The organism is Microbacterium sp. LKL04, from assembly GCF_900102005.1.
Lineage (GTDB): Bacteria > Actinomycetota > Actinomycetes > Actinomycetales > Microbacteriaceae > Microbacterium.
Window position 1 is genome coordinate 1,751,116 of record NZ_LT627736.1, and the last position, 26,363, is coordinate 1,777,478.

25 protein-coding genes and 1 riboswitch are annotated in these 26,363 nt (G+C 69.4%); of the genes, 15 read left to right on the forward strand and 10 right to left on the reverse strand.

The features are described 5' to 3' along the window. Window positions 1-2 precede the first annotated feature (2 nt). From BLP38_RS08615 to BLP38_RS08645, 7 genes are all read right to left on the reverse strand, one after another. Window positions 3-1,295 (reverse strand): thymidine phosphorylase, encoded by a 1,293-nt coding sequence (locus BLP38_RS08615; protein WP_091356039.1) that lies wholly within the window; start codon window positions 1,293-1,295, stop codon window positions 3-5. Then, window positions 1,292-1,690 (reverse strand): cytidine deaminase, encoded by a 399-nt coding sequence (locus BLP38_RS08620; RefSeq protein WP_018188778.1) that lies wholly within the window; start codon window positions 1,688-1,690, stop codon window positions 1,292-1,294. Before BLP38_RS08620 ends, BLP38_RS08615 begins: the two co-directional genes overlap by 4 nt. Before the next feature lie 50 nt (window positions 1,691-1,740). Next, window positions 1,741-3,027 carry an ABC transporter permease gene (locus BLP38_RS08625; RefSeq protein ID WP_091356042.1) on the reverse strand — a complete coding sequence of 429 codons (1,287 nt, stop codon included), beginning with the start codon at window positions 3,025-3,027 and terminating at the stop codon, window positions 1,741-1,743. Next, on the reverse strand, window positions 3,024-4,334 hold the full coding sequence (locus tag BLP38_RS08630; RefSeq protein ID WP_091356046.1) for an ABC transporter permease: 1,311 nt from the start codon (window positions 4,332-4,334) through the stop codon (window positions 3,024-3,026). Before BLP38_RS08630 ends, BLP38_RS08625 begins: the two co-directional genes overlap by 4 nt. Further along, window positions 4,331-5,845, reverse strand: coding sequence for an ABC transporter ATP-binding protein (locus BLP38_RS08635; protein WP_091356050.1), 1,515 nt, complete (start codon window positions 5,843-5,845; stop codon window positions 4,331-4,333). The genes BLP38_RS08630 and BLP38_RS08635 overlap by 4 nt, the downstream gene beginning before the upstream one ends. 111 nt (window positions 5,846-5,956) lie before the next feature. Beyond that, window positions 5,957-7,081 (reverse strand): BMP family lipoprotein, encoded by a 1,125-nt coding sequence (locus BLP38_RS08640; RefSeq protein WP_091356052.1) that lies wholly within the window; start codon window positions 7,079-7,081, stop codon window positions 5,957-5,959. Window positions 7,082-7,252: 171 nt separating this feature from the next. Next, entirely contained in the window at window positions 7,253-8,365 is a 1,113-nt protein-coding gene (locus tag BLP38_RS08645) for a mannose-1-phosphate guanylyltransferase (protein WP_091356056.1), read from the reverse strand. Between the two features lie 230 nt (window positions 8,366-8,595). Between BLP38_RS08645 and sdhC the strand changes: the two genes are divergently transcribed. From sdhC to BLP38_RS08685, 8 genes are read left to right on the forward strand one after another with little or no spacing between them, the layout of a single operon-like run. After that, window positions 8,596-9,030, forward strand: a complete 435-nt coding sequence (gene sdhC, locus BLP38_RS08650; protein ID WP_091356060.1) for a succinate dehydrogenase, cytochrome b556 subunit — start codon at window positions 8,596-8,598, stop codon at window positions 9,028-9,030. Beyond that, window positions 9,030-9,491 (forward strand): succinate dehydrogenase hydrophobic membrane anchor subunit, encoded by a 462-nt coding sequence (locus BLP38_RS08655; RefSeq protein ID WP_091356064.1) that lies wholly within the window; start codon window positions 9,030-9,032, stop codon window positions 9,489-9,491. Before sdhC ends, BLP38_RS08655 begins: the two co-directional genes overlap by 1 nt. A 47-nt stretch (window positions 9,492-9,538) precedes the next feature. After that, entirely contained in the window at window positions 9,539-11,365 is a 1,827-nt protein-coding gene (sdhA, locus tag BLP38_RS08660; protein ID WP_091356068.1) for a succinate dehydrogenase flavoprotein subunit, read from the forward strand. Further along, the gene (locus tag BLP38_RS08665; protein WP_091356072.1) at window positions 11,365-12,132 is read left to right on the forward strand and encodes a succinate dehydrogenase iron-sulfur subunit; all 768 of its coding nucleotides are present in this window, start codon (window positions 11,365-11,367) and stop codon (window positions 12,130-12,132) included. The genes sdhA and BLP38_RS08665 overlap by 1 nt, the downstream gene beginning before the upstream one ends. Window positions 12,133-12,154: 22 nt before the next feature. Continuing rightward, window positions 12,155-13,294: a YihY/virulence factor BrkB family protein gene (locus BLP38_RS08670; protein WP_091356075.1), complete on the forward strand. Its 1,140-nt coding sequence runs from the start codon at window positions 12,155-12,157 to the stop codon at window positions 13,292-13,294. Between the two features lie 33 nt (window positions 13,295-13,327). Beyond that, entirely contained in the window at window positions 13,328-14,167 is an 840-nt protein-coding gene (locus tag BLP38_RS08675; RefSeq protein ID WP_172824685.1) for an exodeoxyribonuclease III, read from the forward strand. A 47-nt stretch (window positions 14,168-14,214) separates the two neighbouring features. Next, entirely contained in the window at window positions 14,215-15,219 is a 1,005-nt protein-coding gene (trpS, locus tag BLP38_RS08680) for a tryptophan--tRNA ligase (RefSeq protein ID WP_091356082.1), read from the forward strand. Continuing rightward, window positions 15,212-15,637 (forward strand): hypothetical protein, encoded by a 426-nt coding sequence (locus BLP38_RS08685; protein WP_231916465.1) that lies wholly within the window; start codon window positions 15,212-15,214, stop codon window positions 15,635-15,637. The genes trpS and BLP38_RS08685 overlap by 8 nt, the downstream gene beginning before the upstream one ends. A 132-nt stretch (window positions 15,638-15,769) precedes the next feature. Here the strand turns inward: BLP38_RS08685 and BLP38_RS08690 are convergent, their stop codons facing one another. Continuing rightward, window positions 15,770-16,492 carry an endonuclease domain-containing protein gene (locus tag BLP38_RS08690; RefSeq protein WP_231916466.1) on the reverse strand — a complete coding sequence of 241 codons (723 nt, stop codon included), beginning with the start codon at window positions 16,490-16,492 and terminating at the stop codon, window positions 15,770-15,772. A gap of 333 nt (window positions 16,493-16,825) precedes the next feature. On the opposite strand from BLP38_RS08690, the gene BLP38_RS08695 reads away from it, so the two are divergent. Beyond that, window positions 16,826-17,383 (forward strand): GNAT family N-acetyltransferase, encoded by a 558-nt coding sequence (locus tag BLP38_RS08695; protein WP_091356088.1) that lies wholly within the window; start codon window positions 16,826-16,828, stop codon window positions 17,381-17,383. Window positions 17,384-17,432: 49 nt separating this feature from the next. Then, window positions 17,433-18,296: an Fpg/Nei family DNA glycosylase gene (locus BLP38_RS08700; protein WP_091356090.1), complete on the forward strand. Its 864-nt coding sequence runs from the start codon at window positions 17,433-17,435 to the stop codon at window positions 18,294-18,296. Window position 18,297: 1 nt separating this feature from the next. Here BLP38_RS08700 and glpK read toward each other — a convergent pair whose 3' ends face one another. Together glpK and BLP38_RS08710 are read right to left on the reverse strand one after the other, a co-directional pair. Continuing rightward, a complete protein-coding gene (gene glpK, locus BLP38_RS08705; RefSeq protein WP_172824686.1) occupies window positions 18,298-19,830 on the reverse strand; it encodes a glycerol kinase GlpK in 1,533 nt (510 codons plus the stop codon). Window positions 19,831-19,882: 52 nt separating this feature from the next. Beyond that, on the reverse strand, window positions 19,883-21,580 hold the full coding sequence (locus tag BLP38_RS08710) for a glycerol-3-phosphate dehydrogenase/oxidase (protein WP_091356097.1): 1,698 nt from the start codon (window positions 21,578-21,580) through the stop codon (window positions 19,883-19,885). Between the two features lie 132 nt (window positions 21,581-21,712). On the opposite strand from BLP38_RS08710, the gene BLP38_RS08715 reads away from it, so the two are divergent. The 5 genes from BLP38_RS08715 to ribH all read left to right on the forward strand — a co-directional run bounded on the left by BLP38_RS08715 (window position 21,713) and on the right by ribH (window position 26,359). Further along, complete coding sequence (locus BLP38_RS08715) at window positions 21,713-22,672, forward strand: sugar-binding transcriptional regulator (RefSeq protein ID WP_091356101.1); 960 nt, start codon at window positions 21,713-21,715, stop codon at window positions 22,670-22,672. A 68-nt stretch (window positions 22,673-22,740) separates the two neighbouring features. Further along, window positions 22,741-22,881, forward strand: a riboswitch (FMN riboswitch). 64 nt (window positions 22,882-22,945) lie between these two features. Then, entirely contained in the window at window positions 22,946-23,965 is a 1,020-nt protein-coding gene (gene ribD, locus BLP38_RS08720; protein ID WP_091356105.1) for a bifunctional diaminohydroxyphosphoribosylaminopyrimidine deaminase/5-amino-6-(5-phosphoribosylamino)uracil reductase RibD, read from the forward strand. After that, complete coding sequence (locus BLP38_RS08725) at window positions 23,965-24,612, forward strand: riboflavin synthase (protein WP_091356108.1); 648 nt, start codon at window positions 23,965-23,967, stop codon at window positions 24,610-24,612. Before ribD ends, BLP38_RS08725 begins: the two co-directional genes overlap by 1 nt. Further along, window positions 24,609-25,889: a GTP cyclohydrolase II gene (gene ribA, locus BLP38_RS08730; protein ID WP_091356111.1), complete on the forward strand. Its 1,281-nt coding sequence runs from the start codon at window positions 24,609-24,611 to the stop codon at window positions 25,887-25,889. The genes BLP38_RS08725 and ribA overlap by 4 nt, the downstream gene beginning before the upstream one ends. Continuing rightward, window positions 25,886-26,359: a 6,7-dimethyl-8-ribityllumazine synthase gene (ribH, locus tag BLP38_RS08735; protein WP_091356115.1), complete on the forward strand. Its 474-nt coding sequence runs from the start codon at window positions 25,886-25,888 to the stop codon at window positions 26,357-26,359. The genes ribA and ribH overlap by 4 nt, the downstream gene beginning before the upstream one ends. The last annotated feature ends 4 nt before the right edge of the window (window positions 26,360-26,363 follow it).

Here is a 26,363-nt window from a genome sequence, read left to right on the forward strand (position 1 = left end):
TTTCAGGCGGTGATGCGCTCGAGGACGAGCGGGGTGGATGCCGGGGCTTCCGCACCGATCTCCCAGGCACCCTCGAGCGCCTCGGCGGCGCGCCCGAAGCGCTTGTCATCGTCGGCGAGCAGGGTGAACAGCGGCTGTCCGGCGGTGACCGTGTCGCCCGGCTGCACGTGCAGGTCGATGCCGGCGGCGTGGATGACGGGGTCCTGCGCGCGGGCGCGTCCGGCGCCGAGGCGCCAGGCCGCGATCCCGAACGGGAGGGCTTCGAGCCGCGTGACGACGCCGGACTCCGTCGCGGTGACGGTGTGGGTCTCGCGGGGCGCCGGCATCGCGGCATCCGGGTCGCCGTCCTGCGCGCGGATCATCCGGCGCCACGAGTCCATGGCGCGGCCGTCCTTCAGGGCGGCCTCCACGTCGGCGTCGGGCTGGCCGGCGAGAGCGAGCATCTCGCGCGCGAGGGCGACGGTGAGCTCGACGACGTCGGCGGGGCCGCCGCCGGCGAGCACCTCGACGGACTCGCGAACCTCGTTGGCGTTGCCGATGGCGAGACCGAGGGGCGTGTTCATGTCGGTCAGCAGCGCCGTGGTCGCGACGCCCGAGTCCGTGCCGAGGGCGACCATCGTGCGGGCGAGTTCGCGGGCCTTGTCGACGTCCTGCATGAAGGCGCCGGAACCGAACTTCACGTCGAGGACGAGCGAGTCGGTTCCCTCGGCGATCTTCTTCGACATGATGCTCGACGCGATGAGCGGGATCGCCTCGACCGTGCCCGTGACGTCGCGGAGCGCGTAGAGCCGCTTGTCGGCCGGGGCGAGGCCCGACCCCGCAGCGCAGATGACGGCGCCGACGTCGCGCATCTGCGCCACCATCTCGTCGTTGCTGAGGGCTGCGCGCCACCCGGGGATGGCCTCGAGCTTGTCGAGCGTGCCCCCGGTGTGGCCCAGGCCGCGGCCCGAGAGCTGCGGCACGGCGACACCGAACGCGGCGACGAGGGGCGCGAGCGGCAGCGTGATCTTGTCGCCCACGCCGCCGGTGGAGTGCTTGTCGACGGTCGGCTTGCCGAGGCCGGCGAAGCTCATCCGCTCCCCCGACGCGATCATCGCGTCGGTCATGACGCGGATCTCGTCGCGGCTCATGCCGTTCAGGAGCACGGCCATCGCGAACGCGGCCATCTGCGAGTCGGCGACGTACTCCCGCGTGTAGGCGTCGATCATCCAGCGGAGCGCGTCCTCGGGGACGGCTCCCCCGTCGCGCTTGGTGCGGATGACGTCGACGGCGTCGAACGCCTCGACCGCGCTCATCGGGCCGCCTCCAGGTCGCGGGGCCCGAACGCGTCGGGCAGGACCTCGTCGATGGTGCGGATGCCCGAGACGGTCTCGAGCAGCATCCCGGGGATCGCGAACTCGTTGAGCAGCTGCCGGCAGCGTCCGCACGGCATGATCGTCTCGCCGTCGTTGTTGACGCAGACGAAGGCGACGAGCTCGCCGCCGCCGGTCATGTGGAGATTCCCGACCAGCCCGCATTCGGCGCACAGGCCGACGCCGTAGGACGCGTTCTCGACATTGCAGCCGGTCACGATCCGCCCGTCGCTCACGAGCGCCGCGGCGCCCACTCGGTAACGGGAGTACGGCGCGTACGCCTTCTCCATGGCCTCGACGGCTGCCGAACGCAGCTCGTCCCAATCGATGTCGGTCACGACTTCTTCCTCTGTAGATGAGCGGATGCCGCGGGTCGCGGCATCCCGTGTCAGCCCTTGATGTAGGGCTTGCCCGCTGCCGCGGGCCCGCGGATCTGGCCGGCGAAACCGGCGACCGCGAGAATCGTCACGACGTACGGCAGCATGAGCATGAATTCGCTGGGGATGGGGGTGTCCAGCACGGTGAGCTGGTTCTGCAGGTTCGTCGCGAAGCCGAACAGGAGCGCCGCGAGTGTCGCGCGGATCGGGTCCCAGCGTCCGAAGATGACGGCCGCGAGAGCGATGAAGCCGAGTCCTGCGGTCATCTCCTTGCCGAACTGCGGCACCGAGACGAGCGTGAAGTACGCGCCGCCGATGCCGGCGATCGCACCGGCGAGCGAGACGTTCCAGAACCGCGTCATGTTGACCTTGATGCCCACGGTGTCGGCGGCCTGCGGGTGCTCGCCGACGGCCCTGAGGCGCAGGCCCCAGCGCGTGCGGTACAGACCCCACGAGACGACGGCGACGGTGATGTACATGAGGTACACGATGAAGGTCTGGTTGAACAGGACCGGACCGATGATCGGGATCTCGCTCAGCAGCGGGATCTCGATGCGACCGAAGCGCTCGGGCTGGTTGAGCGTGTCCTCGTTCGGGACGAGCAGCGCCCCGTACAGGAAGCCGGTCAGGCCCGTGACCAGGACGTTGAGGACGACACCGACGATCACCTGGTCGACGAGGTACTTGATCGCGAACGCCGCCAGGACGAACGAGACGAGGACGCCACCGATCATCGCGCCGAACAGGCCGACGAAGGGGTTCCCGGTGATGCTCGACAGGAGGGCCGCCGAGAACGCGCCGAGGAGCAGCTGCCCCTCGATGGCGACGTTGACGACACCGACGCGTTCGCCGATGACACCGCCCAAAGCGCCGAACACGAGCGGGACCGACAGCGAGACGGCACCGAACAGCAGGCTCGTGACGGGGAAGATCCCCCCGGCGGCCGCCCACACGATGAATGCCACGACGGCGATCACGGCGAAGGCCGTGGTCAGCCAGAGGGGCGTCCGGCGGTAGTTCCAGGCGTTCCACCCGGCGAGGGCTGCGAGCGCCACCAGGATGACGACCATCACCCAGCTCGTCGCGCCCGTGGGAACGGCGAGGTCGGGGACCGCGATGGAGGACGTCGCGTCGCCGAGTCGGAACGTCGTGGTGACGCCGCGCGGCACCAGCAGGAACAGCAGTGCCATGAGGACGACGACGACACCGAATACGAGGGGCACCTTGATGTGCCGTTCTTTGACGACGTCCAGCTGGATCGTGCCGTCGGATTCGAGTGCGGGAGCAGGAGCGCTCATGCCGACACCGCCTTCTTCGCGGCCTTGGCTCGCGCCTTGTCCGCCTTCTCGATCTCGGTCTTGGGCAGGAAGAACACGGCGCGCAGCAGCGGCGGCGCCGCGATGAAGAGGACGACGAGCGACTGGACGACGAGCACGATGTCGACCGGGATGCCCTGCGCCTGCATCGAGAACGACCCCGCCTTGAGGGCGCCGAACAGGATGCCGGCGGCGAAGGTCCCCCACGCGCGGCTGCGCCCGAGGAGTGCGACGGTGATCGCATCGAAGCCGATACCGGCGTCGATGGTCGCGGCGAAGCCGGTCGTCACGTTGCCCTGGATCTGGTTCATCGCCGCGAGGCCTGCGAGGCCGCCGGCGAAGACCATGGCGTAGACGTAGATGCGCTCGACGTTGATGCCACCCGCGCGTGCGGCGTGAGGGTTCTCACCCACGGCGCGCATGCGCAGGCCCAGGCTGGAGCGCTCGATGAGCCACCAGACGAACAGGGTCGCGATGACGACGATGACAAAACCCCAGTCCAGCTGCGGGAACATCGGACCGAGGAGGTCCGGGAACTGCGCGCTCGCGGGAGTCGGCTGCGACTGCGGCTGGTTGGTCCCCTCCGCCTGCAGCAGGCCCGGGGTGCGCAGCATCCACAGCAGCAGGTAGTACGCGACGTAGTTGAGCATGATCGTGAGGATCACCTCGTGCGCGCCGGTGCGTGCTTTCAGCAGGCCGACGAGCCCGCCCCAGATCGCTCCGCCGAGGATGCCGGCGAGCAACGTGATCGGCAGGTGGACCAGCAGGGGCAGATCCAGGTTGAAGGCGAAGAACCCGGCGAAGAGCGCACCGACGAGCATCTGGCCGCGCGCACCGATGTTGAACAGGCCCACGCGGAACGCGAGCGCGACGCCGAGGCCCGCGGCGATCAGGGGGGCTGCGAATCCGAGCGAGTTCGTCAACGGCCGGATCTGCGCGGCGAAGTCGGTGACGCGCGGGTTGAAGACGGCGCCGCGGAACAAGGCTTCATAGCCGTTGTAGATGGCGTTCCATGCGGCGACGATGGTGTCGGTGGGGCGCGCGAAGAAGTATCCGCTGGCCTCCTCGACGTCCTCGTTCGTCACGGCGATGAGGATGCCGCCGACGATCAGCGCCAGGACGACGGCGAGGATCGTGGTCACCGCGCTGCCGCGCATGAGCTCGCGGAAGAAGACGTCCGTCCGGGACGTCTCCTTCGGCTCCTTCTCCCCCGTCAGCGGACCGCTGGCCGTCGGCAACTGGGTGGCGGGGTGCGCCGCGTCGGCGGCGCCGGGCGTGGTGCCGCTCATGCAGCCACCTCCGGGTCGGTTGCGCCGGCCATCATCAGGCCGAGGGTGTCGCGGGGTGTGTCCCCGGGAACGATGCCGACGACGCGGCCTCGGTACATGACCGCGATGCGGTCGGCGAGGGCGGTGACCTCGTCGAGTTCGGTCGAGACGACGATGACGGGGATGCCGGCATCGCGGGTCTCGACGATGCGCTTGTGGATGAATTCGATGGAACCGACGTCGACGCCGCGCGTGGGCTGCGCGGCGACGAACAGCTTGAGGTCGCGGCTCATCTCGCGAGCGATGACGACCTTCTGCTGGTTGCCGCCCGAGAGGGTGCCTGCGGGGGTCTCCGGTCCGCGCGTGCGGATGTCGTACTCCTCGATGCGGGCGCGGGCGAACGCGTCGAGCTCAGCGCGACGGATGGTACCTCCGCGCGAGAACGCCGGGTCGGTCGACCGGTCGAGGATCAGGTTCTCGGCGACGGAGAAGCCGCCGACCAGGCCGTCCTCCTTGCGGTCTTCGGGAACGAAACCGACCCCGGCATCGAGGATGCTGCGGACGCTCTTGCCCACCAGTTCGGTGCCGTCGAGGCGGATCGAGCCCTCGGTGCGGGCTGCGAGGCCGACGATCGCCTCGACCAGTTCGGTCTGACCGTTGCCCTGCACGCCGGCGACGGCCAGGATCTCTCCCGGGCGGACGTCGAACGAGACGTCGTCGACGACGATGCTGCCTCCGGGAGTGAGGACGCGGAGGTCGCGCACCTCGAGGCCGCCCTCGCGGACGCTCGCAGGCTCCTTCTGCACGGTGAGCTCGACCGCGCGACCGACCATCAGAGAGGCCAGCTCGGCGTTCGTCGCCGTGGGCGACGCCGTGCCGACGATCTTGCCGAGGCGAACGACCGTGATGCGGTCCGCGACCTCGCGGACTTCGCGGAGCTTGTGGGTGATGAAGACGATGGAGGTGCCTTCGTCGCGCAGCTGGCGCATGATGCCCATGAGCTCATCGGTCTCCTGCGGCGTGAGGACGGCGGTCGGCTCGTCGAAGACGAGGACCTTCGCATCGCGCGAGAGCGCCTTGATGATCTCGACCCGCTGCTGGACACCGACGGGGAGGTCGCCGACGAGGGCGTCGGGGTCGATCTGGAAACCGAAGCGGTCCGCGACGGCGCGGACGTGGTCGCGGGCCTGAGCCAGGTCGAGCCGTCCGAGACCCTTCGTCTTCTCGTGCCCGAGCATGACGTTCTCGGCGACGGTGAAGACGGGGATGAGCATGAAGTGCTGATGCACCATGCCGATCCCGGCGGCCATCGCGTCGCCGGGACCCCGGAAGTTCTGGACGACGTCGTCCAGGAGGATCTGGCCTTCATCTGCGCGGTAGAGGCCGTACAGGACGTTCATGAGTGTGGATTTGCCGGCGCCGTTCTCACCGAGGAGCGCGTGGATCTCCCCCGGCTCGACCACGAGGTCGATGTGATCGTTGGCGACGAGGCTGCCGAATCTCTTGGTGATTCCGCGGAGCTCGAGCTTCATACGAGAACCCTATCCGGCGGGTGTCAGGAAGCACCCGCCAACGAATGTGGAGTGAACGGCACTCGGGGCGGGCAGCTGCACGCCGCCCGCCCCGAGTGTGTGTCGTTCAGATCACGGCGAGTTCTTCGACTCCACCGTGATGTCGCCCGCGACGATCGCCTTCTGGAGGGCGGCGAGCTCGTCGGTCAGACCGGCGGGCAGCTTCGACTCGAAGTCGTGGAAGCTCGAGAGCTTGACGCCCTCGTTCTCCAGCGTGCCGATGTACGGCGCGGCGTCGAACTCACCGGTGGAGGCGGCGACCGTGGTGTCGTAGACGGCCACGTCGATGGCCTTCATGATCGAGACCAGCGTGACGTCGGTCACGCTCGTGTCGGCGACGGCGAGGTCGGTGTCGACGCCGAGCATGAGGGTGTCGTCACCGCTGTCGGTGATGGCGGCCGCGGCGCTCTTGTAGATGGGGCCGCCGACGGGGAGGATGACGTCGACGCCCTGGTCGAGGACGGACTGCGCCGTCTGCTTCGCGGTGTCGTTGGCGTCGAAGCCGCCGGTGAAGGCGCCCTTCTGGCCCGCGACGTCCCAGCCGAAGAGCTGGACGTCCGCACCCTTGTCCTCGTTGTACTTCTCGACGCCGAGCGCGTAGCCGTCCATGAAGACCGCGACGGACGGGATCTGGATGCCGCCGAAGGTGCCGACCTTGTTGACGCCGGCCTCCGCGGACCACGCCGCGGCGGCGTAGCCGCCGAGGTACGCGGCCTCGGCCGTGTTGAACACGAGGGGCTTGATGTTGGGGGCGTCGGTCTTGCCGTCCTGGTCGGTGTCCGCGTAGTCGTCGATGATCGCGAACTGCAGGTTGGGGTTGGCCTTGGCCGCCTCGACCGTCGCGGCGGCGAGCTTGAACCCGACCGAGACGATGAGGGTGCAGCCCTCGGAGATCGCCGTCGTCATGTTGGGCTCGTAGTCGTTGTCGTTGGTCGACTCGAACTCGATGGGGTCCACGCCGAGCTCGTCGGCGGCCTTGTCCATGCCGTTCTTGGCCGACTCGTTGAACGACTTGTCGTTCCAGCCACCGGCGTCGGAGATCAGGCAGGGCTTGAAGCCGTCGACGACGTCGCCGGCACCGGCGCCGGCGGACGACGACGGGTTGGCCTCGGGGGCGGTACCGCAACCGGCCAGCGCGGCGATGAGAAGCGCGGCACCGGCGATGCCGGCGAGCTTCTTCGGGTTCGAGATGGTCAAGAGTGCCTCCACGGAAGAGAACCCGCGGACTTCGCGGGTGTGCGCAACCGAAGTTACCTACTGTGACGACGACCGGGCACCCTGATGAGCGCGTGAGGCCGAATGGTTACAAAGCCGCAATGAACCTGTCACAGGAGCGGCATCCTGCCCAAGAAACCCACCCGAGGGCGGTCAGAGGACGTCGCCGCGGCCGGTCACCTTCAAGGCGTCGACCACGCTCTTCACGCGCTGTGCATGTTCCGCCGTCGTGACGAGCAGCGCGTCGTCGGTGTCGACCACGACGATGTCGCGCACGCCGATGATGCTGATCACCCGGCTGGTCTGCGAGACCACGATCCCGCTCGCCGCATCGGAGAGCACGCGGGCGTTCTGACCGAGGATCGCGAGGTCGCTGCGACCGGCGGAGTTGAGCTTGGCGAGGCTCGCGAAGTCTCCGACGTCGTCCCAGTCGAAGTGCCCGGGCACGACGGCGAGCTTGCCCTTCTCCGCGGCGGGCTCGGCGACGACGTAGTCGATGGCGATCTTCTCGAGGGTCGGCCAGATGCGGTCGACGGCAGGACCCCGGCGGTCCCGGTCGTCCCATGCCTCGGCGAGCTCCATGAGCCCCGCATGCAGGGTCGGGTTGTTGGCTTCGATCTCGGCGAGCAGCACGTCCGCCCGCGAGATGAACATGCCCGCGTTCCAGAGATAGGAGCGATCCGCGACGTAGGACTTGGCCGTCTCGAGGTCGGGCTTCTCGACGAACCGCTCCACGAGGGAGGCATCCCGCGCGCCCTCGACGATCAGCTCGCCGCCGCGCTTGATGTAGCCGAACCCGATCGCGGGCTCCGACGGTGCGATGCCGATCGTGCAGATGTATCCCTCGCGGGCCACCGCGACCGCGTCGCGCACCGCGAACTCGAAGACGCGCGAGCCGCGGATGACGTGGTCCGCCGCGAAGGAACCGATGACGACATCCGGATGCCGACGGTGCAGGATCGCCGCGGCGAGACCGATCGCGGCGGCCGAGTCGCGCGGCTCCGATTCGAGGATGACGTTCTTGTCCGGGATGCCGGGAAGCTGCCCCTCGACGGCCGCCCGGTGTGCGCGGCCGGTGACCACGGCGATCCGATCGGGCCCCGTCAGCGGCTCGAGTCGGTTCCAGGTGTCGCGAAGCAGCGAGTGGCCGGAACCCGTCAAGTCGTGGAGGAACTTCGGCGCATCGGCGCGGGAGAGCGGCCAGAGGCGCGATCCGACACCGCCGGCGGGGATGACGGCATAGAAATCCTCGATGTGTTCGACCATGCCCCGAACCCTACCGGCCGACCGTGACGCCCTCATTCCGCTCCGATGACGGTCGCAGTCGGCCCTGTCGCCCCGAGCACCGTGCGATCTAAGGCTCGCCTTCCTCGCCCGCCTCCTTCGACGCCGCTTAGGATGGTCGGTGCGCCCGCTTGCGACGATGGGCGACATTCCCCGGGATGCCGCGATCTCGCCGCACGCGCGCGATCCATCTCACTCAAGGGAGGACGACCGTGTCTGCACCAGCACGCGTCACGCCGTCGATCGCTGAGACCACGTCCAAGACCCCGCGCGGCACGCTGTACCGCGGTAACGAGGGCATGTGGTCGTGGGTCCTTCACCGCATCACCGGCATCGCCATCTTCTTCTTCCTGCTCGTGCACGTCCTCGACACGGCGCTCATCCGGGTCTCGCCCGATGCGTACAACGCGGTCATCGGCACGTACAAGAACCCGATCATGGGCATCGGCGAAGTCGCCCTGGTCGGCGCCATCGTCTACCACGCCTTCAACGGCCTCCGCATCATCGCGGTGGACCTCTGGCCGTGGGCCACACGCCACCAGCGTCAGCTGTGGTGGGGTGTGCTGGCCGTCTGGGCCGTCACCCTCGTCGGCTTCGCGGCGCGCCACCTTCCGAACGTCTTCTCGCACTTGGGAGGCGAGCACTGATGACCGCCGACACCCTCGCCGCTCCGCGCACCCCGCAGGGCAAGGCCGCCGTCCGCAAGAAGGGCCCCAACCTCGAGAAGTGGGGTTGGGTCTTCATGCGCGTCTCGGGCGTGCTCTTGCTCGTCCTCATCTTCGGCCACCTCTTCGTGAACCTCATGCTCGATGAGGGCATCTCGGGCCTGGACTTCGCCTTCGTCGCAGGCAAGTTCGCCACACCGTTCTGGCAGTGGTGGGACGTCCTCATGCTGTGGCTGGCGTTCATCCACGGCACGAACGGCATGCGCACGATCGTCAACGACTACGTCACCAACGCGAAGGTCCGCCGGGTCCTCGTCACCAGCCTGTGGGTGGTGGCCGGCTTCATGATCCTCCTCGGCACCCTCGTCGTCTTCACCTTCGACCCCTGCATCCCCAACCTCGACGGCAGCGTTCTGGCCGAGGTCTGCAAGGCACAGGGCTGAGCCGGCTCGCCCGGCACGCAAACGCAGAGAACAGAGGCATTCGTCACGTGAGCACTCAGACCGCGGACTCCGTCGTCAAGGACGGCGTCCACTACCACCAGTTCGATGTCGTCATCGTCGGCGCCGGCGGCGCCGGCATGCGCGCCGCGATCGAAGCCGGTCCCGGCGCGAAGACCGCTGTCATCACCAAGCTCTACCCCACCCGCAGCCACACCGGTGCGGCACAGGGCGGCATGGCGGCGGCGCTCGCCAACGTCGAAGAGGACTCCTGGGAGTGGCACACCTTCGACACCGTCAAAGGCGGCGACTACCTCGTCGACCAGGACGCGGCCGAGATCCTCGCGAAGGAAGCCATCGACGCGGTCATCGACCTCGAGAACATGGGCCTGCCCTTCAACCGCACGCCCGACGGCAAGATCGACCAGCGCCGTTTCGGCGGGCACACCGCAGAGCACGGAAAGAACCCCGTCCGTCGCGCGTGCTACGCCGCCGACCGGACCGGCCACATGATCCTCCAGACGCTGTTCCAGAACTGCGTCAAGCTCGGCATCAACTTCTTCAACGAGTTCTACGCGCTCGACCTCATCACGGTGAAGGATGCCCTGGGTCGCACCGGCATCGCCGGCGTCGTCGCCTACGAGCTCGCCACCGGTGACCTGCACGTCTTCCACTCCAAGGCCGTGATCTTCGCGACCGGCGGCTTCGGCAAGATCTTCAAGACGACCTCGAACGCGCACACCCTCACGGGTGACGGCGTCGGCATCGTCTGGCGCAAGGGCCTGCCGCTCGAGGACATCGAGTTCTTCCAGTTCCACCCGACAGGCCTGGCGGGCCTCGGCATCCTCCTCACCGAGGGTGCCCGCGGTGAAGGCGCGATCCTCCGCAACGCCTCGGGCGAGCGGTTCATGGAGCGGTACGCCCCCACCATCAAGGACCTGGCCCCCCGCGACATCGTCGCGCGCTGCATGGTCAAAGAGGTCCTCGAGGGCCGCGGCGCCGGTCCGAACAAGGACTACGTCTACCTCGACTGCACCCACCTGGGTGCCGAGGTCCTCGAGACCAAGCTCCCCGACATCACCGAGTTCGCCCGCACCTACCTGGGCGTCGACCCGGTCGTCGAGCCGGTGCCGGTCATGCCGACCGCGCACTACGCGATGGGCGGCATCCCGACCAACATCAAGGGCGAGGTCCTCGCCGACAACGACACCATCGTCCCCGGCCTCTACGCCGCGGGCGAGTGCGCGTGCGTGTCGGTGCACGGCGCCAACCGCCTCGGCACGAACTCGCTGCTCGACATCAACGTGTTCGGCAAGCGCTCGGGCCAGAACGCCGTCGAGTACGTCCAGACGGCCGAGTTCATGCCGCTCCCCGAGGACCCCGCGAAGGAGGTCCGCGAGCTGATCGAGGGCCTGCGCAGCAACGCCGGGACCGAGCGCATCTCCACCCTCCGCAAGAAGCTGCAGGAGGAGATGGACGCCAACGCCCAGGTCTTCCGCACAGAGGAGACCCTGACCAACGTCATGGGGACGATCAACGACCTGCGCGAGCGGTACAAGAACGTCCACGTCGACGACAAGGGCAAGCGCTACAACACCGACCTCCTCGAGGCCGTCGAGCTGGGCTTCCTCCTCGACATCGCCGAGATCGTCGCCTACGCCGCACGCAACCGCAAGGAGAGCCGCGGCGGCCACATGCGCGAGGACTACCCCGACCGCAACGACGACAAGTACATGCAGCACACGATGGCCTACCTCACGGGCGACCCGCACTCCGCGAACCCCGAGGACCACATCCGCCTGGATTGGAAGCCGGTCGTGTTCACCAAGAACGAGCAGGGCGAGTACAACTACCCGCCGATGGAGAGGAAGTACTGATGACGATCGTCGACAGCGGCGCCCCTGCGCAGACGCAGGAGACGAACGACTCCGGCATCCAGTCGTATCTGGTCACCTTCATCATCCGACGCTTCGACCCCGAGGTGGACGCTGAGCCGCGCTGGGTCGACTACGACGTGGAGATGTACCCGACGGACCGCGTGCTCGACGCGCTGCACCGCATCAAGTGGGACGTCGACGGCACGCTGAGCTTCCGCCGCTCATGCGCCCACGGCATCTGCGGCTCGGACGCCATGCGCATCAACGGCCGCAACCGCCTCGCCTGCAAGACGCTGATCAAAGACCTCGACATCTCGAAGCCGATCTACGTCGAGGCGATCAAGGGCCTGCCGCTGGAGAAGGACCTCATCGTCGACATGGACCCGTTCTTCGAGTCCTTCCGCGACGTGCAGCCCTTCCTGCAGGCCAACAGCGCACCGGAGCCCGGCAAGGAGCGCATCCAGTCCATCAAGGACCGCGCCGTCTACGACGACACCACGAAGTGCATCCTCTGCGCCGCGTGCACGTCGTCCTGCCCCGTGTTCTGGACCGACGGCCAGTACTTCGGCCCCGCCGCCATCGTCAACGCGCACCGCTTCATCTTCGACTCGCGCGATGACGCGGGCGACGTGCGCCTCGACATCCTCAACGACAAGGAAGGCGTGTGGCGCTGCCGCACCACCTTCAACTGCACCGAGGCCTGCCCCCGCGGCATCGAGATCACGAAGGCCATCGCCGAGGTCAAGCAGGCGGTCCTCCGCGGCTGATCCAGCCGGATAGCCTCGAGGCGTGACCTCGGACGACACGACGCCTCCCCTGCGCGAGCGGTGGGAGGCGTCTCGTCTGCGCGAGCGCCTCGATCAGCCGATCGAGCGGGCCACCGAGCTCACGCAGCGGACGATCGGCTCGTTCCCCGTCCGGGTGTGGCGCCGGTTCCTCCGGCGGAACGGGTTCCTGCTCGCGGCATCCATCAGCTACCAGTCCCTGTTCGCGATCTTCGCGACGCTCTACACGGCCTTCGCCGCGGTCGGGCTGTGGCTCGGCGGCTCGCAGGCCGCGATCGACGGACTCATCGCCGTCGTGAACTCCTACCTGCCGGGATTCATCGCCGCCGGCAGCACGGTGGAACCCGCCGACGTCGCCCAGATCGCCCGCGACAGCAGCAGCCTGCTGGCCGTCACCGGTGCGATCGCCGTGGCCGTCGCGATCTGGACCGCGATCGGGTTCGTCACCTTCACCCGTCGCGCCGTGCGCGACATCTTCGGCCTGCCCTTCGACGCGCGCAGCTTCGTGCTCCTGAAGCTCGGCGACCTCCTCGCCGCCGTGCTGTTCGGACTCGCCCTGGTCCTCGGCGCCGCCTCGGGCCTGGTCGCCGGCGGTGTCGTCGCCCGCGTCCTCGCGTGGGCCGAGGTGCCGTACGAGTCGGCCCTCGTCGACGTGACGAGCCGGATCGCCTCGGTGCTCGTCAGCATCATCCTGAACACCGCCGCCCTGACCGGCCTCATCCGCTTCCTGACGGGGACCACGCTTCCCTGGCGCGCCATCATCCCCGGGGCCGCCGCGGGCGGCAGCGCTCTCGCCCTGCTGCAGCTCGGCGCCGGATTCCTCGCGGTCTACTCCCCGACCAACCCGCTCCTGGCCACCTTCTCCGTCGTCATCGGCCTCCTGCTGTGGCTTCGCCTGGCCGGGATCGTCATCCTCGTCGCGGCATCCTGGATCTCCGTGGCCGCCGAGGACGCCGACATCCCGCTGGTGGAGGTGACGGCGCAGCAGCGCCGCGAGCAGGAGCGGCGCGCGCTCCGGGTCGTGGCTGAAGCCGGCGTCCGCGAGGCGCGGCAGGCGGTCGCGGACGCCTCGTGGTGGCAGAAGCCGGGCGCACGGCGAGACCTCCGGCACGCCGAGGAGCTCCTCGACCGCACGCGTCGGTGAGGCGTGTCCGTCGCCCTCGATACGCTGGAACGCGTGCCACGAACACTCCGCATCGCCTCCGTCAACGTCAACGGCATCCGCGCCGCCGCCCGGAAGGGCATGCACGCCTGGCTCGAGACCGCCGGCGTCGACGTCCTGACCCTCCAGGAGGTGCGGGCCGAGGCATCCGATCTCGCCGCCGCCCTTCCCGGATGGCATCTGGTCAACGACGAAGCCCTCGCCAAGGGGCGCGCAGGTGTCGCGATCGCGGCGCGCGAGCCGCTCGATGTCTGGCGGGTCGACCTCGGCGAGGACACGCTCGACTCGAAGGGCCGGTGGGTCGAAGCCGACATCGAGGTCGACGGCGAACTGCTCACCGTCGTCAGCGCCTACGTCTTCACCGGCGAAGCCGGCACCGAGAAGCAGGTCGCGAAGTACGCCTTCCTCGACGCGATGGAGGAGCGGATGCCGCACCTCGGCGACCTCGCCCTCATCACGGGCGACCTCAACGTCGGGCATCGCGAGTTCGACATCCGCAACTGGAGGGGGAACGTTAAGAAGGCCGGCTTCCTCCCCCGTGAGCGCGCGTATTTCGACCGATTCACCGGCGCCGCGGGCGAGACCGTCGCCACCGTCGACGGCGAGAACGGCACCGGACTCGGCTGGGTCGATATCGGGCGCAGCTTCGCCGGCGAGGTCGACGGGCCGTACACGTGGTGGTCGAACCGCGGAAAGGCGTTCGACAACGACACCGGCTGGCGGATCGACTACCACCTCGCGACTCCGGAGCTCGCGACGCGCGCGACGGACTACCGGGTCGTCCGGGCACCGTCCTGGGACACGCGGTGGAGCGACCACGCGCCCGTCGTGGCGGACTACACGCTCGGCAGCTGAGGCTCGGGCGCGGGGGCGCGGCATCCGTTCGCGCCTAGGATCGTAGGGTGAGCAAACCCCGCCTCTACTCCGGAATGCAGCCCTCCGCCGACTCCCTCCAGATCGGCAACTACATCGGGGCGCTCATGCAGTGGCGAGACCTGCAGGAGTCCTACGACGCGTTCTTCTCGGTCGTCGATCTGCACGCGCTGACCCAGCCGAACGACCCGGCGGAGCTCCGCGAGAAGACCCGCCGCACGGCTGCGCAGTACATCGCCGCCGGCATCGAGCCGGCGAAGTCGACGCTGTACGTGCAGTCGCACGTCCGTGCGCACGCCGAGCTCGCCTGGGTGCTGTCCACGATCACCGGTTTCGGTGAGGCCGGTCGCATGACGCAGTTCAAGGACAAGTCCGCGCGCTACGGCACCGACGCCACCAACGTCGGCCTCTTCACCTATCCCGTCCTCATGGCCGCCGACATCCTGCTCTACCAGACCGACATCGTGCCGGTCGGGGACGACCAGAAGCAGCACGTCGAGCTGACTCGCGACCTCGCCGAGCGCTTCAACGGTCGCTACGGCGAGGCATTCCGCGTGCCGAAGCCCGTCATCCAGAAGGAGACGGCGCGCATCTACGACCTCCAGAACCCGACGTCGAAGATGTCGAAGTCCGCCGAGTCGGATGCCGGAGTGCTCTGGCTCCTGGACGATCCGGCGAAGTCGGCGAAGAAGGTCATGCGGGCCGTCACCGACTCCGAGGGGGTCGTCCGGTACGACCGGGAGGCGAAGCCCGGCGTCTCTAACCTGCTCGTGATCTACGCCGCCCTCACCGGCCGCGAGATCTCCGCGATCGAGGACGAGTACGCGGGTCGCGGATACGGCGACTTCAAGAAGGGACTCGCCGAGGTCATCGTGTCGGAGTTCGGCCCCGTGCGCGAACGCGCTCTCGAGCTGCTCGACGACCCCGCCGAGCTCGACCGGGTGCTGTCGGCGAACGCCGCCCGCGCCGACGAGGTCGCCGACCGCACCCTGGGCGACGTGTACGACAAGCTGGGGCTGCTGCGTCGTGCCTGATCGACCCGGACTTCAGCCCGCTCCCGAGGCGGTCGCCGCGATCGATGCGGCCGCCGCGGCGTCGATGGCAGCCCCCGACGACCGCGCCGCGCAGGAGCGCCTATGGCGCGCGGTGTTCGCCCTCGAGCGGTGGATCTTCATCGCGCGCGGAACCGACGAGCAGCCCACCCCGTTCGCCGCCACGACGGAGCAGGGCCCGGCGATCTTCGCCTTCTCGACGCCCGAGCGTGCCACCGAGGCGGCGGCGGGTTTCGGCATCCCGCCCGAAGAGACCGATCGGCTCCTCGCGGTTCCGATGCCGGATGCCGCGGGCTGGGTCGCCTCCTACGCTGAGGCGGGCGTCCAATCGATGGTGTTCGACGCGCCCGTGACCGGCGCGATGGCCCCGCTGGCCAACCTCGCCGCGATGGCCGTCTGATCCAGCAGCACCCCGAGGGCTGATCCCGCCGCCGGCTGGAAGCGGCCGGTCGCGTGCCGGATGCAGGTTCAGACGCCCGTTCGGGACGATTCGGCCCGCATCGGCACCGCTGAGCCTGCACTCGGCGCAGTGTCAGCGTCGTCGCGCGCGCAACAGCCCTCTCACCGCTGCAACCACCCGATCCGGATGCCACATGATGTCGGCCGCCATCGGTCGGAGCGTCGTGTAGCCGAGTGCGGCGAGCGTAAGATCACGACGACGGTCGACCCTGTGGGCGAGCGGACCGGAATGGTGAGCATCGCTGTCGCACTCGATGACGAGCCACCCGTCGACGAGAAGATCGACCCTCCCGACTCCGTCGATCCTCACCTGCACCTCCACCTTCAATCCGAGGCGGCGCAGGATGAGTCGCATCAACGACTCCGGCCCGGACTCGGCCCGTCCGTCGAGCATCTTCCGGATCACGCGATACTTCCGGGGCACAGCGGCGAAGACGAGGTCGAGCTCCGACGGCAGGATGAGGCCCCAGTGCAGTGCGCTGTCGAGGCTCGCGACAGCCGCCGCGGGCGACTGGCAGACGATCGCGTGGGCGAGCAGGTCCCACGGGTGCGAGATGCCCGCCCCGGAGGGTCGCTCCCCGATCGGTGGCGACCAATGACGCGAGGCTCCTTCCGACGGCACGCGGAGTCGAGCCGCATGCGGAGGGATGTGCACGTGAAGCTCCTCCGAGGTGAGGATGAAGACCCCCAGGAGGCGAAGAGCGCTCACGCAGGTGAGCCGGCCGCCGACGCGGGCTGCCCGGACGACATCGGCCGGGACGTCCGAGGCGAGGTATCGGCCTCGACGGACCGCCACGATCGCATCATCCGCTGCGGCCTGCGCGATCGCCCGTTTCGACATCCCGGAAGACCGGAGCTCACGGGCGGTTCTGGAGCGGATGGAAAGGAGGGAGGCGGCTCTGTCGGCGAAGACGCGCCGATCACGTGTCGAGGTCATGGGACGACGCTCGCCGATGGCGCCGATGTGCAGGGCGGCTCCGCGAGAGATGTGGCGGACAGGCTCCGAGGTGGCCTCGGGGAGGAATCCTCGTGCCGACTGCAGGGAGAATCGTCGGATTCGTGGGGGTGGAGCGTCCGAGACGTACCTGAACCTGCACTCGGCACACGCGGCCGCCGTTAGGGTCGGGGCATGGAACCGGTGACCCTGCGGACTGATCGGCTCGAGCTGTCCGTCCCGACGGCGGCCGACATCGATGCGATCACGGCGGCGGCGCAGGATCCCGAGGTACCGCGGTGGACGACACTGCCGTCGCCGTACGACCGCGCGCACGCCGAGGCGTTCGTCGACAAGGCCGCCGGGTGGTGGGAGGACGAGAGCGAGCTCACCTGGGGCGTCCGCCGCGGGGGCCGCTGGATCGGCATGATCGGCCTGCACCGCGTCGAGAAGCGGGGTTCTGCCGAGATCGGGTTCTGGATGGATGTCGCGGCCCGTGGCCACGGCTACCTCACCGAAGCGGCGTCCGCCGTCGTGGAGTTCGGGTTCGCGGAGCCTGTCGCGCTCGCCCGGATCCAGTGGCGCGCCGTGGTCGGCAACCACGCGTCGGCGAGAGTCGCCCAGAAGCTCGGCTTCCGGTACGAAGGGCTTCTCCGCCAGGGGCTCAGCGACCCGCGCGGCCGCCACGACGGCTGGATCGCGGCACTCCTGCGAACGGACGACCGCTCGCCGCAGTCCTGGCCGATCCTCTGACAACCCCCTGACCGCCCCCGCACCCGCACCCGACTGGCAGGATGACCCCATGCCTGAGATGCCCGAGGTGCAGGGACTGGTCGACTTCCTCCGCGAGCGCGCGACGGGATTGACCGTCACGAAGGTGTCGGTCGCGAACATCGCCGCCCTGAAGACGTACGACCCGCCGATCGACGCCATCACCGGCGCGACCGTGACCGGTGCGGAGCGCCACGGCAAGTTCGTCGACCTGCAGACGGATGCCGGTGCCCACCTCGTCTTCCACCTCGCAAAGGCGGGCTGGCTCCGCTGGTACGACCAGCTGCCGGCGACGGTGATCCGCCCGGGCAAGACCCCGATCGCCCTGCGGGTGGGCTTCGACGACGGCTCCGGCTTCGACCTGACCGAGGCCGGCACGAAGAAGTCCCTCGCCTACTACGCCGCCCGCTCCCCCGCTGACGTCCCCGGCATCGCACGCCTCGGCCCGGACCCGCTCGACGAGTCCTTCACACGGGACACGCTCGCCGGGCTGCTCGAGGGTCGTCGCACCCAGATCAAGGGCGTCCTCCGGGACCAGTCGATCGTCGCGGGGATCGGCAACGCGTACTCCGACGAGATCCTCCACGCCGCGAAGATGTCGCCGTACGCTCTCGCGGCGGGACTGACGGATGCCGAGATCGACAGGCTCTATGCCGCGTTGCGGCAGACGCTGGCCGAAGCGGTGGCCGCGGCATCCGGCAAGCCTCCGGCCGACCTCAAGGACGCCAAACGTCGCGGCATGGCCGTCCACGGTCGTCGCGGTGAGGCGTGCCCGGTGTGCGGCGACGAGGTGCGGTCGGTGTTCTTCGCCGACAACAGCCTGGAGTACTGCCCGACGTGTCAGACGGGCGGCAAGATCCTCGCGGATCGCCGCCTGTCGAGGCTCCTGAAGTAGGTCAGACGGTCCCGGCGAGGACCCGGGCGTCGTCGTCGACCCAGTCCATCGACTTCGAGACGGCCTTCTCCCAGAGGCGGCAGCGGCGGTCGCGCTCGTCGGGGTCCATCTGCGGCTCGAACCGGCGGTCCTCCTGCCAGTACCCGCGGAGCGCGTCCTTGTCCGTCCAGACGCCGACGGCGAGCCCGGCCGCGTATGCGGCGCCGAGCGCGGTCGTCTCGACCACCTTCGGACGGATCACGGGGATGCCGAGGATGTCCGCCTGGAACTGCATGAGCGTGTCGTTGCGGGTCATCCCACCGTCGACGCGGAGCTCCTCGAGGTCGCGGCCCGTGTCGGAGACGACGGCCGTGATCACGTCGCGAGTCTGGAACGCGGTCGCCTCGAGGGCGGCGCGGGCGATGTGGGCCTTGGTGACGTAGCGGGTGAGGCCGACGAGGGCGCCGCGCGCGTCGGGTCGCCAGTACGGGGCGAACAAGCCCGAGAAGGCGGGCACGAAATACGCTCCGCCATTGTCCTCGACACTCCGGGCGAGACGCTCGACCTCGCCCGAGTCGGAGATGATCCCGAGGTTGTCGCGCAGCCACTGCACGAGCGATCCGGTGACGGCGATCGAGCCCTCGAGCGCGTAGTGCGCGGGCTCGTCGCCCAGGCGGTAGGCGACCGTCGTGATGAGCCCCGCCTCGGACCGGACGAGCTCGGTCCCGGTGCCGACGAGCAAGAAGTTGCCGGTGCCGTAGGTGTTCTTGGACTGGCCGGCGTCGAAGGCGGCCTGCCCGAAGGTCGCCGCCTGCTGATCTCCGAGGATGCCGGCGATCCGGATCCCCCGGGCCACACGGGGCTGCACGACCTCGCCGTACACCTCGGAGGAGGAGCGAATCTCGGGCAGCATCTCGCGCGGGATGTCCCAGGCGTCGAGCATCTCGTCAGACCAGTCGAGCGTCTTCAGATCCATCAGGAGCGTGCGGCTGGCGTTGGTGACGTCGGTGATGTGGATGCCGCCGTCGCTGCCGCCCGTGAGGTTCCAGACGATCCACGTGTCGGGGGTGCCGAACATCAGGTCGCCGTTCCGCGCCGCGTCGCGGGCGCCGTCGACGTTGTCGAGGATCCACGCGATCTTCGATGCCGAGAAGTACGACGCGAGCGGCAGCCCGGTCACATCGGCGAACGCGTCGACGCCGTGCGCGTCGATCAGCCGGTCGATCGCGGGCTGGGTGCGGGTGTCCTGCCAGACGATGGCGTTGTGGATCGGCCGGCCGGTGCGGCGATCCCAGACGATCGCGGTCTCGCGCTGATTGGTCACGCCGATGGCGGCGACGTCGGACGGCGCCAGCCCCACCTGGTTGAGGACGCGGGCGAGCACCCATTCCGTGTTCGTCCAGATCTCCACCGGGTCGTGCTCGACCCGCCCGGCCCGCGGGAAGATCTGCTCGTGCTCCCGTTGGGCGGTGGCGACGAGCGCCCCCTCCCCGTCGAACACGATCGCGCGTGTCGAGGTGGTCCCCTGGTCGATGGCGATCACGTGTTCAGCCACGTCTCGTCTCCTCTTCGAGTGCTCGGCGCCGATGGCGACGGGATGCCGGGCGTCAGACAGCGACGGGATCGGCGGCGTGCACCGCGGCGAGCGCCCGGTCGATCTCGGAGCGCCGTGCTGCGGCATCCCAGCCCATCACATCAGCGATCGCGTCGGCCACCTCTTCGACGACCTCGTGCGTCGCCTCACCGCGGAACCCGATGTTGGTGCGGCGGAGCAGGATGTCGTCGAGGTGGACGATCGACTCGGTGCGGGCGATGTGCCGGAACTCACCGGACGAGAACCGGGGAAGCGATGCGAGGGGTGCGTCCTCGTCGTCCTGACGGATCGAGGTGGCGACGGCCAGGGCGTGCGTGCCGTAGCGGTGCAGCAGACGCGTCCCGCGCTCGAGTCCGAAGTCGGCGAGGTGCTGGTGGACCCACTCGTCGCGGTCGGCGTCGGTGCGGGGGAAGCCGACGGCGCCGCCGATCGGCAGACCCTTCGTGGAGCGGACGCGCTCGCGGCCGATCCGGGTCATCAGCTCGTCGCTCAGGCGGGCGGCGACGGCGCGGAAGGTGGTCCACTTGCCGCCGACGAGGCTGAGCACCGGCACGCGGTCGGATCCCGGGAGAATCGCCTCTTCGACGCGGTAATCACGCGAGACGAAGCCCGCCGCCATGTCGCCGTGCCCGGGCAGCGGACGCACGCCCGAGTACCGGTGCACGATCTGCGAGCGGTCGACGGGGATCGTCGGGAAGACGTGACCGATGAGGTCGAGGAAGTAGTCGACCTCCTCCTCGGTGCAGACGGCCGGCTCGGACATGTCGTGCTCGAGGTCGCTCGTGCCGACGAGGACGCGGCCGTTGAGCGGGTAGATGAGAACGATGCGACCGTCGGAGTGCTCGAAGAACAGCTCACGGCCACCGGTGGCCTGCATGAGCTCGGGGTGGTCGAGCACGATGTGCGAGCCCTTCGTGCCGCCCATGTAGCGCGTGGCATCGCCGAGCGCGCGGTTGGCGAGGTCGGTCCAGGGGCCGGCCGCGTTGAGGACGACGGATGCTGCGAAGGGGAACTCCTCGCCCGTCTCCTCGTCGCGGAGGACGACCTTCCCGTCCTGGACCCCGGCTGCCGAGACGTAGTTGGCGGCGCGGGCGCGGCTGCCGCCGACGGCGATGCCGTCGCGGACCAGATCGAGGCCGAGACGCTCGGGGTCGCGGAGCGAGGCGTCCCAGTACGTGGCGGTGTACTTCACGTCGGGGTTCAGGTCGGGCAGGGCGCGGAGCGACCGACGACGACCGTTGAACGTGTGACGGGGAACCTTGCCGCCGCCGCGCGAGAACGAGTCGTAGATGATGAGGCCGACCTTGATGAGGAGGGCGCCGCGCTCGGTCGAGGCCGTCTTGCGGTGCAGCACCATACGCAGCGGCGCGGACAGCAGACCCGAGAAAGTCGAGAAGATCGGGACGGTCGTGCGAAGCGGACGAACGTAGTGCGCGGCCGTGGTGAGCAGGTCGTTGCGCTCGGTGACGGCCTCGTGGACGAGTCGGAGCTCGCCGTTCTCGAGGTAGCGGATGCCGCCGTGGATCATGTGGCTCGACGCAGCCGAGGCGCCGGAGAGGAAATCGCTCTTCTCGACCAGCGCGACGTCGATGCCCTGGAGTGCCAGGTCGCGGAAGGTCGCCACGCCGTTGATGCCGCCGCCGATGATGAGCACATCCGCGTGGGGCCGCTCCCGCAGTCCCGCCGTCGTCGATCGGATTCCGGTGTCCACGTCACACACTCCCACTTCTGCCGGGTGTCGACCCGGTCGCCTCAGACCGCCACCGCAGTGGCTGATGGGACCAATGATGACATTCGTGGACGGGATTGCAGTCGCTGTGCACATACGTGCACACTGTCTCTCGTGGAAGAGACGCTCGATCCCGACGACGTCCGTCGTGCCCTCACGGCGGCGCACCTTTACTACGTCCAGGACCGCACGATGGAGGCCATCGCGCGCGAGCTCGGCACCTCCCGGTCGACGGTGTCGCGTCTGCTGTCGCGTGCCCGCGCGACCGGCATCGTGGACATCCGCATCCGCTCCCCGTTCGCCGCACCTCAGTTGTTGGAGCAGGATCTCGCCGACCGCTACGGGATCACGGCGCACGTGGTGCCGGTCCCCGACGACGCCAGCGACGTGGAGCGACTCGAGCGCGTCGCGACGGCCGCTGCCCACCTGCTCGGCGACCTCATCGTCGCGGACACCACCGTGGGGATCGCCTGGGGGTCGACGACGGCGGCGGTCAGCCGGCGCCTCGTCCCGAAGTCCGTGCACGGGACGACGTTCGTGCAGCTCAACGGTTCGGGGAACACCCGGACGACGGGCCTGCTCTACGCGAGCGACATCCTCAGCCGATTCGCCGAGGCCTACGGCGGGAGCGCGCAGCAGTTCCCCGTGCCGGCGTTCTTCGACGACCCGCGCACGAAGCACGCGATGTGGCGGGAGCGCAGCACCACCCGCATCCTCGCCATCCAGGCGGCGATGGACCTCGTCCTCTTCAGCGTGGGCGCCGCCGACTCGCGCGTACCCAGCCACGTGTACTCCGGCGGCTACCTCGAGCCCGAGGAGCTCGCCGCCCTCGATCGCGAGGGCGTCGTGGCCGACGTCGCGACGGTCTTCTATCGGCTCGACGGATCGACCCGCGGGATCGAGCTCAACGACCGGGCCACCGGCCCCCGGTTCGATGTGCTCCGCCGCGTCGCGAGCCGAGTGTGCATCGTGTCCGGCGTCGACAAGCGCGACAGCCTGCGCGGCGCTCTCGCCGCCCGTCTCGTCACCGAGCTCGTCGTCGACGAGGCGACCGCCCGTGCCCTCACCGAATGACCCCGAAGTCAAGAGATGACGCGGGAATGAATCGCGCGAAGAGCGGTTGATTACACTGCAAGAGCAAGAAACGTGCTCCGGGGTCGGTGGGAATCCGAACCGGCGGTGACAGTCCGCGAGCGGGACCCAGGTCCTGCTGATCCGGTGGAATTCCGGAACCGACGGTGATGCGACGAGAGTCGCTAGTCCGGATGGGAGGCAGCACGGTGGATGCGGCGACGCCGCACCGCCTGGCGCGCCCGCACCCCGGAGAACCCCATCGTGAGGATCCGGATGAGTGTCACCGACGCAGAGCGCAGCGCGCTCCGTCACGCGTTCACGCTCGCGGCGAACGGCCCGCGCGGGCTGAACCCGCAGGTCGGCGCGGTCATCCTCTCCCCCGACGGCACCGTGCTGGCCGAAGGCTGGCACCACGGAGCCGGCACGCCTCACGCCGAGATCGACGCGCTGTCGAAGCTGACGCCGGATGCCGCGCGCGGCGCCACCGCCGTCGTGACGCTCGAGCCGTGTAATCACACCGGCCGCACCGGTCCGTGCGCCGTCGCCCTCATCGAGGCCGGGGTCGCGCGCGTCGTGTACTCGGCCGAAGACCCCGGCGCCGTCTCATCCGGAGGCGCCGAGCGGCTTCGCGCCGCCGGTGTCGACGTCGAGGGCGGCGCGCTCCGGGGCGAAGGCGAGGAGCTCATCTCGTCGTGGCTGACCGTGCAGCGCCTCGGGCGACCCCACGTCACCGTCAAATGGGCGCAGTCGCTCGACGGGCGGGCCGCGGCATCCGACGGCACCAGCCAATGGATCACGGGACCGGACGCGCGCGCGGACGTGCACCGCCGCCGCGCACAGGCCGACGCGATCGTCGTCGGCACCGGAACCGTCCTCGCGGACGACCCCGCACTCACCGCCCGCACCCCCGACGGGGCTCTCTACGATGACCAGCCGCGGCCGGTCATCGTCGGCACCCGGGCCGTGCCGCAGGCGGCGGCGCTGCGCCGTCACCCGCGACCCTTCATGCAGGACGAGGGCGAGGACCTCCGCGATCTGCTCGATCGGCTCCGCGAGCTCGGCGCGCACCGCGTGTTCCTCGAGGGTGGTCCGACACTGGCGGCATCCTTCCTGCGGCAAGGACTCGTCGACGAGCTCCTCGTCTACATCGCCCCGACACTCATCGGGGGCGATCGAGTGGCCGTGGACGACATCGGCGTCTCGACGATCGCCGAGCAGCGCCGACTCGACATCGTCGGCCTCGACAGACTCGGTGACGACATCCTCGTCACCTTGACCCCCAAGGAGGGCTGATGTTCACGGGCATCATCGAAGAACAGGGCGTCATCACCGCCATCGACCCGTCCGGCGACGGAGTGCGCCTCGCGGTCCGCGCACCGCTCGCGGTCTCGGACGCGCAGCGCGGCGACTCCATCTCCATCAGCGGTGTCTGCCTCACGGTCACCGATCAGACACCCGAGGGGTTCACCGCCGACGTCATGAAGCAGACGCTCGACATGTCGACTCTCGGCACGCTCTCCGTCGGCTCCCCGGTCAACGTCGAGCGCGCCCTCGCCGCGCACACCCGGCTCGGCGGGCACATCGTGCAGGGGCACGTCGACGGCACCGGCGAGGTGCTCGAGGTGCGCCCCGGCGAGCAGTGGCGCGTCCTCCGCGTCTCACTCCCCGCAGACCTCGCCCCCCTCGTCGTCGACAAGGGATCGATCACGGTCCAGGGGGTCTCGCTCACCGTCTCCGACGTGTCGGACGCCGACGCGTCGTCGCACTGGTTCGAGATCTCCCTCATCCCCGAAACCCTCGAGGTGACCACTCTCGGCGCACTGGCGCCCGGCGACCGCGTCAACCTCGAAACCGACATCCTGGCGCGGCACGTGCAACGCCTGCTCCGATTCGCCTCACCCGACGGCATCCCGTCCGCAGAAGAAGGAGGCTCCCGATGAGCCTTTCCACGATCCCCGACGCCCTGGCAGCGCTCAAGGAAGGGCGACCGATCCTGGTCGCCGACGATGAGAGCCGCGAGAACGAGGGCGACATCATCCTGTCCGCCGAGCTCGCCTCGCCGGAGTGGCTCGCCTGGACCATCCGCTGGTCCAGCGGCTTCCTCTGCGCGCCGATGCCCGCGGACTGGGCCGACCGGCTCGACCTCCCCCCGATGGTGGAGGTCAACCAGGATGCCCGGAGCACGGCCTACACCGTGAGCGTCGACGCTGCCGAAGGCGTCACGACCGGCATCAGCGCCTCGGACCGCGCCCGGACGGTCAACGTCCTGGCGGACCCGAGCTCCGTTCCCTCCTCGCTCATCCGCCCCGGACACGTTCTGCCGCTGCGCGCCGTGGACGGCGGCGTCCGCGAGCGCGCCGGACACACCGAGGCCGCGGTCGAGCTCATGCAGCTCGCGGGCCTGCAGCCCGTCGGCGTCATCGGCGAGGTCGTCGCCGACGACGGCAGCATGATGCGGATGCCGGGGCTCATGGAGATGGGCGAGCGCGAAGGCATCCCCGTCATCACGATCGAGCAGCTCATCGCGCACCTCAATGCGGCCGACGGCGACAGCACCTCGGCCCACACGGACCACCCGGCCAAGCGCCGGGTGAGCCTGCGCGCGGAGGCGAAGGTCCCCACCTCGCACGGCGAGTTCCGCTTCCTCGCGTACAAGGACCGCATCACCGGCACGGACCACATCGCCGTCGTCTCGGGCGACCTCACCGAGGACGCCCCCCTCGTGCGCGTGCACTCCGAGTGCCTGACCGGCGAGGCGTTCGGGTCGCTCAAGTGCGAGTGCGGCCCCCAGCTCGAGGCGGCGCTCGACGCCATCGAGCAGGACGGCGGCGTCGTGATCTACATGCGCGGTCACGAGGGCCGCGGCATCGGCCTCATCAACAAGCTGCGCGCGTACAGCCTGCAGGAGCGGGGCCTCGACACCGTCGACGCGAACCTCGCGCTCGGCCTGCCGGCCGATGCCCGCGACTATGCGGCGGCCGCCGGCATCCTGACCGACCTCGGCGTGAAGCAGATCCGTCTGCTGACCAACAACACCGACAAGGTGGCGCAGCTGCGTGCGCTCGGTCTCACGATCGTCGACCAGGTGCCCCTGCTCGTCGGTGTCGGTGCGAACAACCACCAGTACCTGGCGACGAAGGCCGACCGCATGGGTCACATCATCGACGCCGACGAGCTGCGCGAGGCCCTCGCGCACAGTGAGGAGCACACCGCATGAGCGGACACGGAGCCCCCAAGGCCGAAGCCGTCGACGCGAAGGGACTGTCGGTCGTCGTCGTCGCCGGCCAGTGGCACGACGTCATCACCGACGGGCTGATCGCCGGCGCAACGCGCATCCTCGATGCGTCAGGCGCCTCCTGGCGCCTCGTGCGGGTGCCCGGCTCGTTCGAGCTCCCGGTCGTCGCGAAGGCTGCGCTGGATGCCGGCGCCGACGCGGCCGTCGCCCTCGGCGTGATCATCAGAGGCGGCACCCCGCACTTCGACTTCGTATCGTCCGCCGCGACCGACGGACTGACCCGTGTCGCGCTCGACACCGGCAAGCCGGTCGGCTTCGGCGTTCTGACCCTCGACGACGAGCAGCAGGGCATCGACCGTGCCGGGCTGGAGGGCTCGAAGGAGGACAAGGGCGCGGAAGCTGCGGATGCCGCGATCCGCACCGCCCTGGTGCTCCGAGACCTCCGAGGCTGACCTC

Excerpts from the sequence above, each read along its gene's own strand:
- BLP38_RS08615 (WP_091356039.1), bottom strand. The coding sequence starts at position 1,295 with ATGAGCGCGGTCGAGGCGTTCGACGCCGTCGACGTCATCCGCACCAAG.
- BLP38_RS08625 (WP_091356042.1), bottom strand. The coding sequence starts at position 3,027 with ATGAGCGCTCCTGCTCCCGCACTCGAATCCGACGGCACGATCCAGCTG.
- BLP38_RS08630 (WP_091356046.1), bottom strand. The coding sequence starts at position 4,334 with ATGAGCGGCACCACGCCCGGCGCCGCCGACGCGGCGCACCCCGCCACC.
- BLP38_RS08655 (WP_091356064.1), top strand. The coding sequence starts at position 9,030 with ATGACCGCCGACACCCTCGCCGCTCCGCGCACCCCGCAGGGCAAGGCC.
- ribH (WP_091356115.1), top strand. The coding sequence starts at position 25,886 with ATGAGCGGACACGGAGCCCCCAAGGCCGAAGCCGTCGACGCGAAGGGA.
- BLP38_RS08725 (WP_091356108.1), top strand. The coding sequence starts at position 23,965 with ATGTTCACGGGCATCATCGAAGAACAGGGCGTCATCACCGCCATCGAC.
- ribA (WP_091356111.1), top strand. The coding sequence starts at position 24,609 with ATGAGCCTTTCCACGATCCCCGACGCCCTGGCAGCGCTCAAGGAAGGG.
- BLP38_RS08645 (WP_091356056.1), bottom strand. The coding sequence starts at position 8,365 with ATGGTCGAACACATCGAGGATTTCTATGCCGTCATCCCCGCCGGCGGT.
- ribD (WP_091356105.1), top strand. The coding sequence starts at position 22,946 with ATGAGTGTCACCGACGCAGAGCGCAGCGCGCTCCGTCACGCGTTCACG.
- BLP38_RS08635 (WP_091356050.1), bottom strand. The coding sequence starts at position 5,845 with ATGAAGCTCGAGCTCCGCGGAATCACCAAGAGATTCGGCAGCCTCGTC.
- BLP38_RS08665 (WP_091356072.1), top strand. The coding sequence starts at position 11,365 with ATGACGATCGTCGACAGCGGCGCCCCTGCGCAGACGCAGGAGACGAAC.
- BLP38_RS08700 (WP_091356090.1), top strand. The coding sequence starts at position 17,433 with ATGCCTGAGATGCCCGAGGTGCAGGGACTGGTCGACTTCCTCCGCGAG.
- BLP38_RS08695 (WP_091356088.1), top strand. The coding sequence starts at position 16,826 with ATGGAACCGGTGACCCTGCGGACTGATCGGCTCGAGCTGTCCGTCCCG.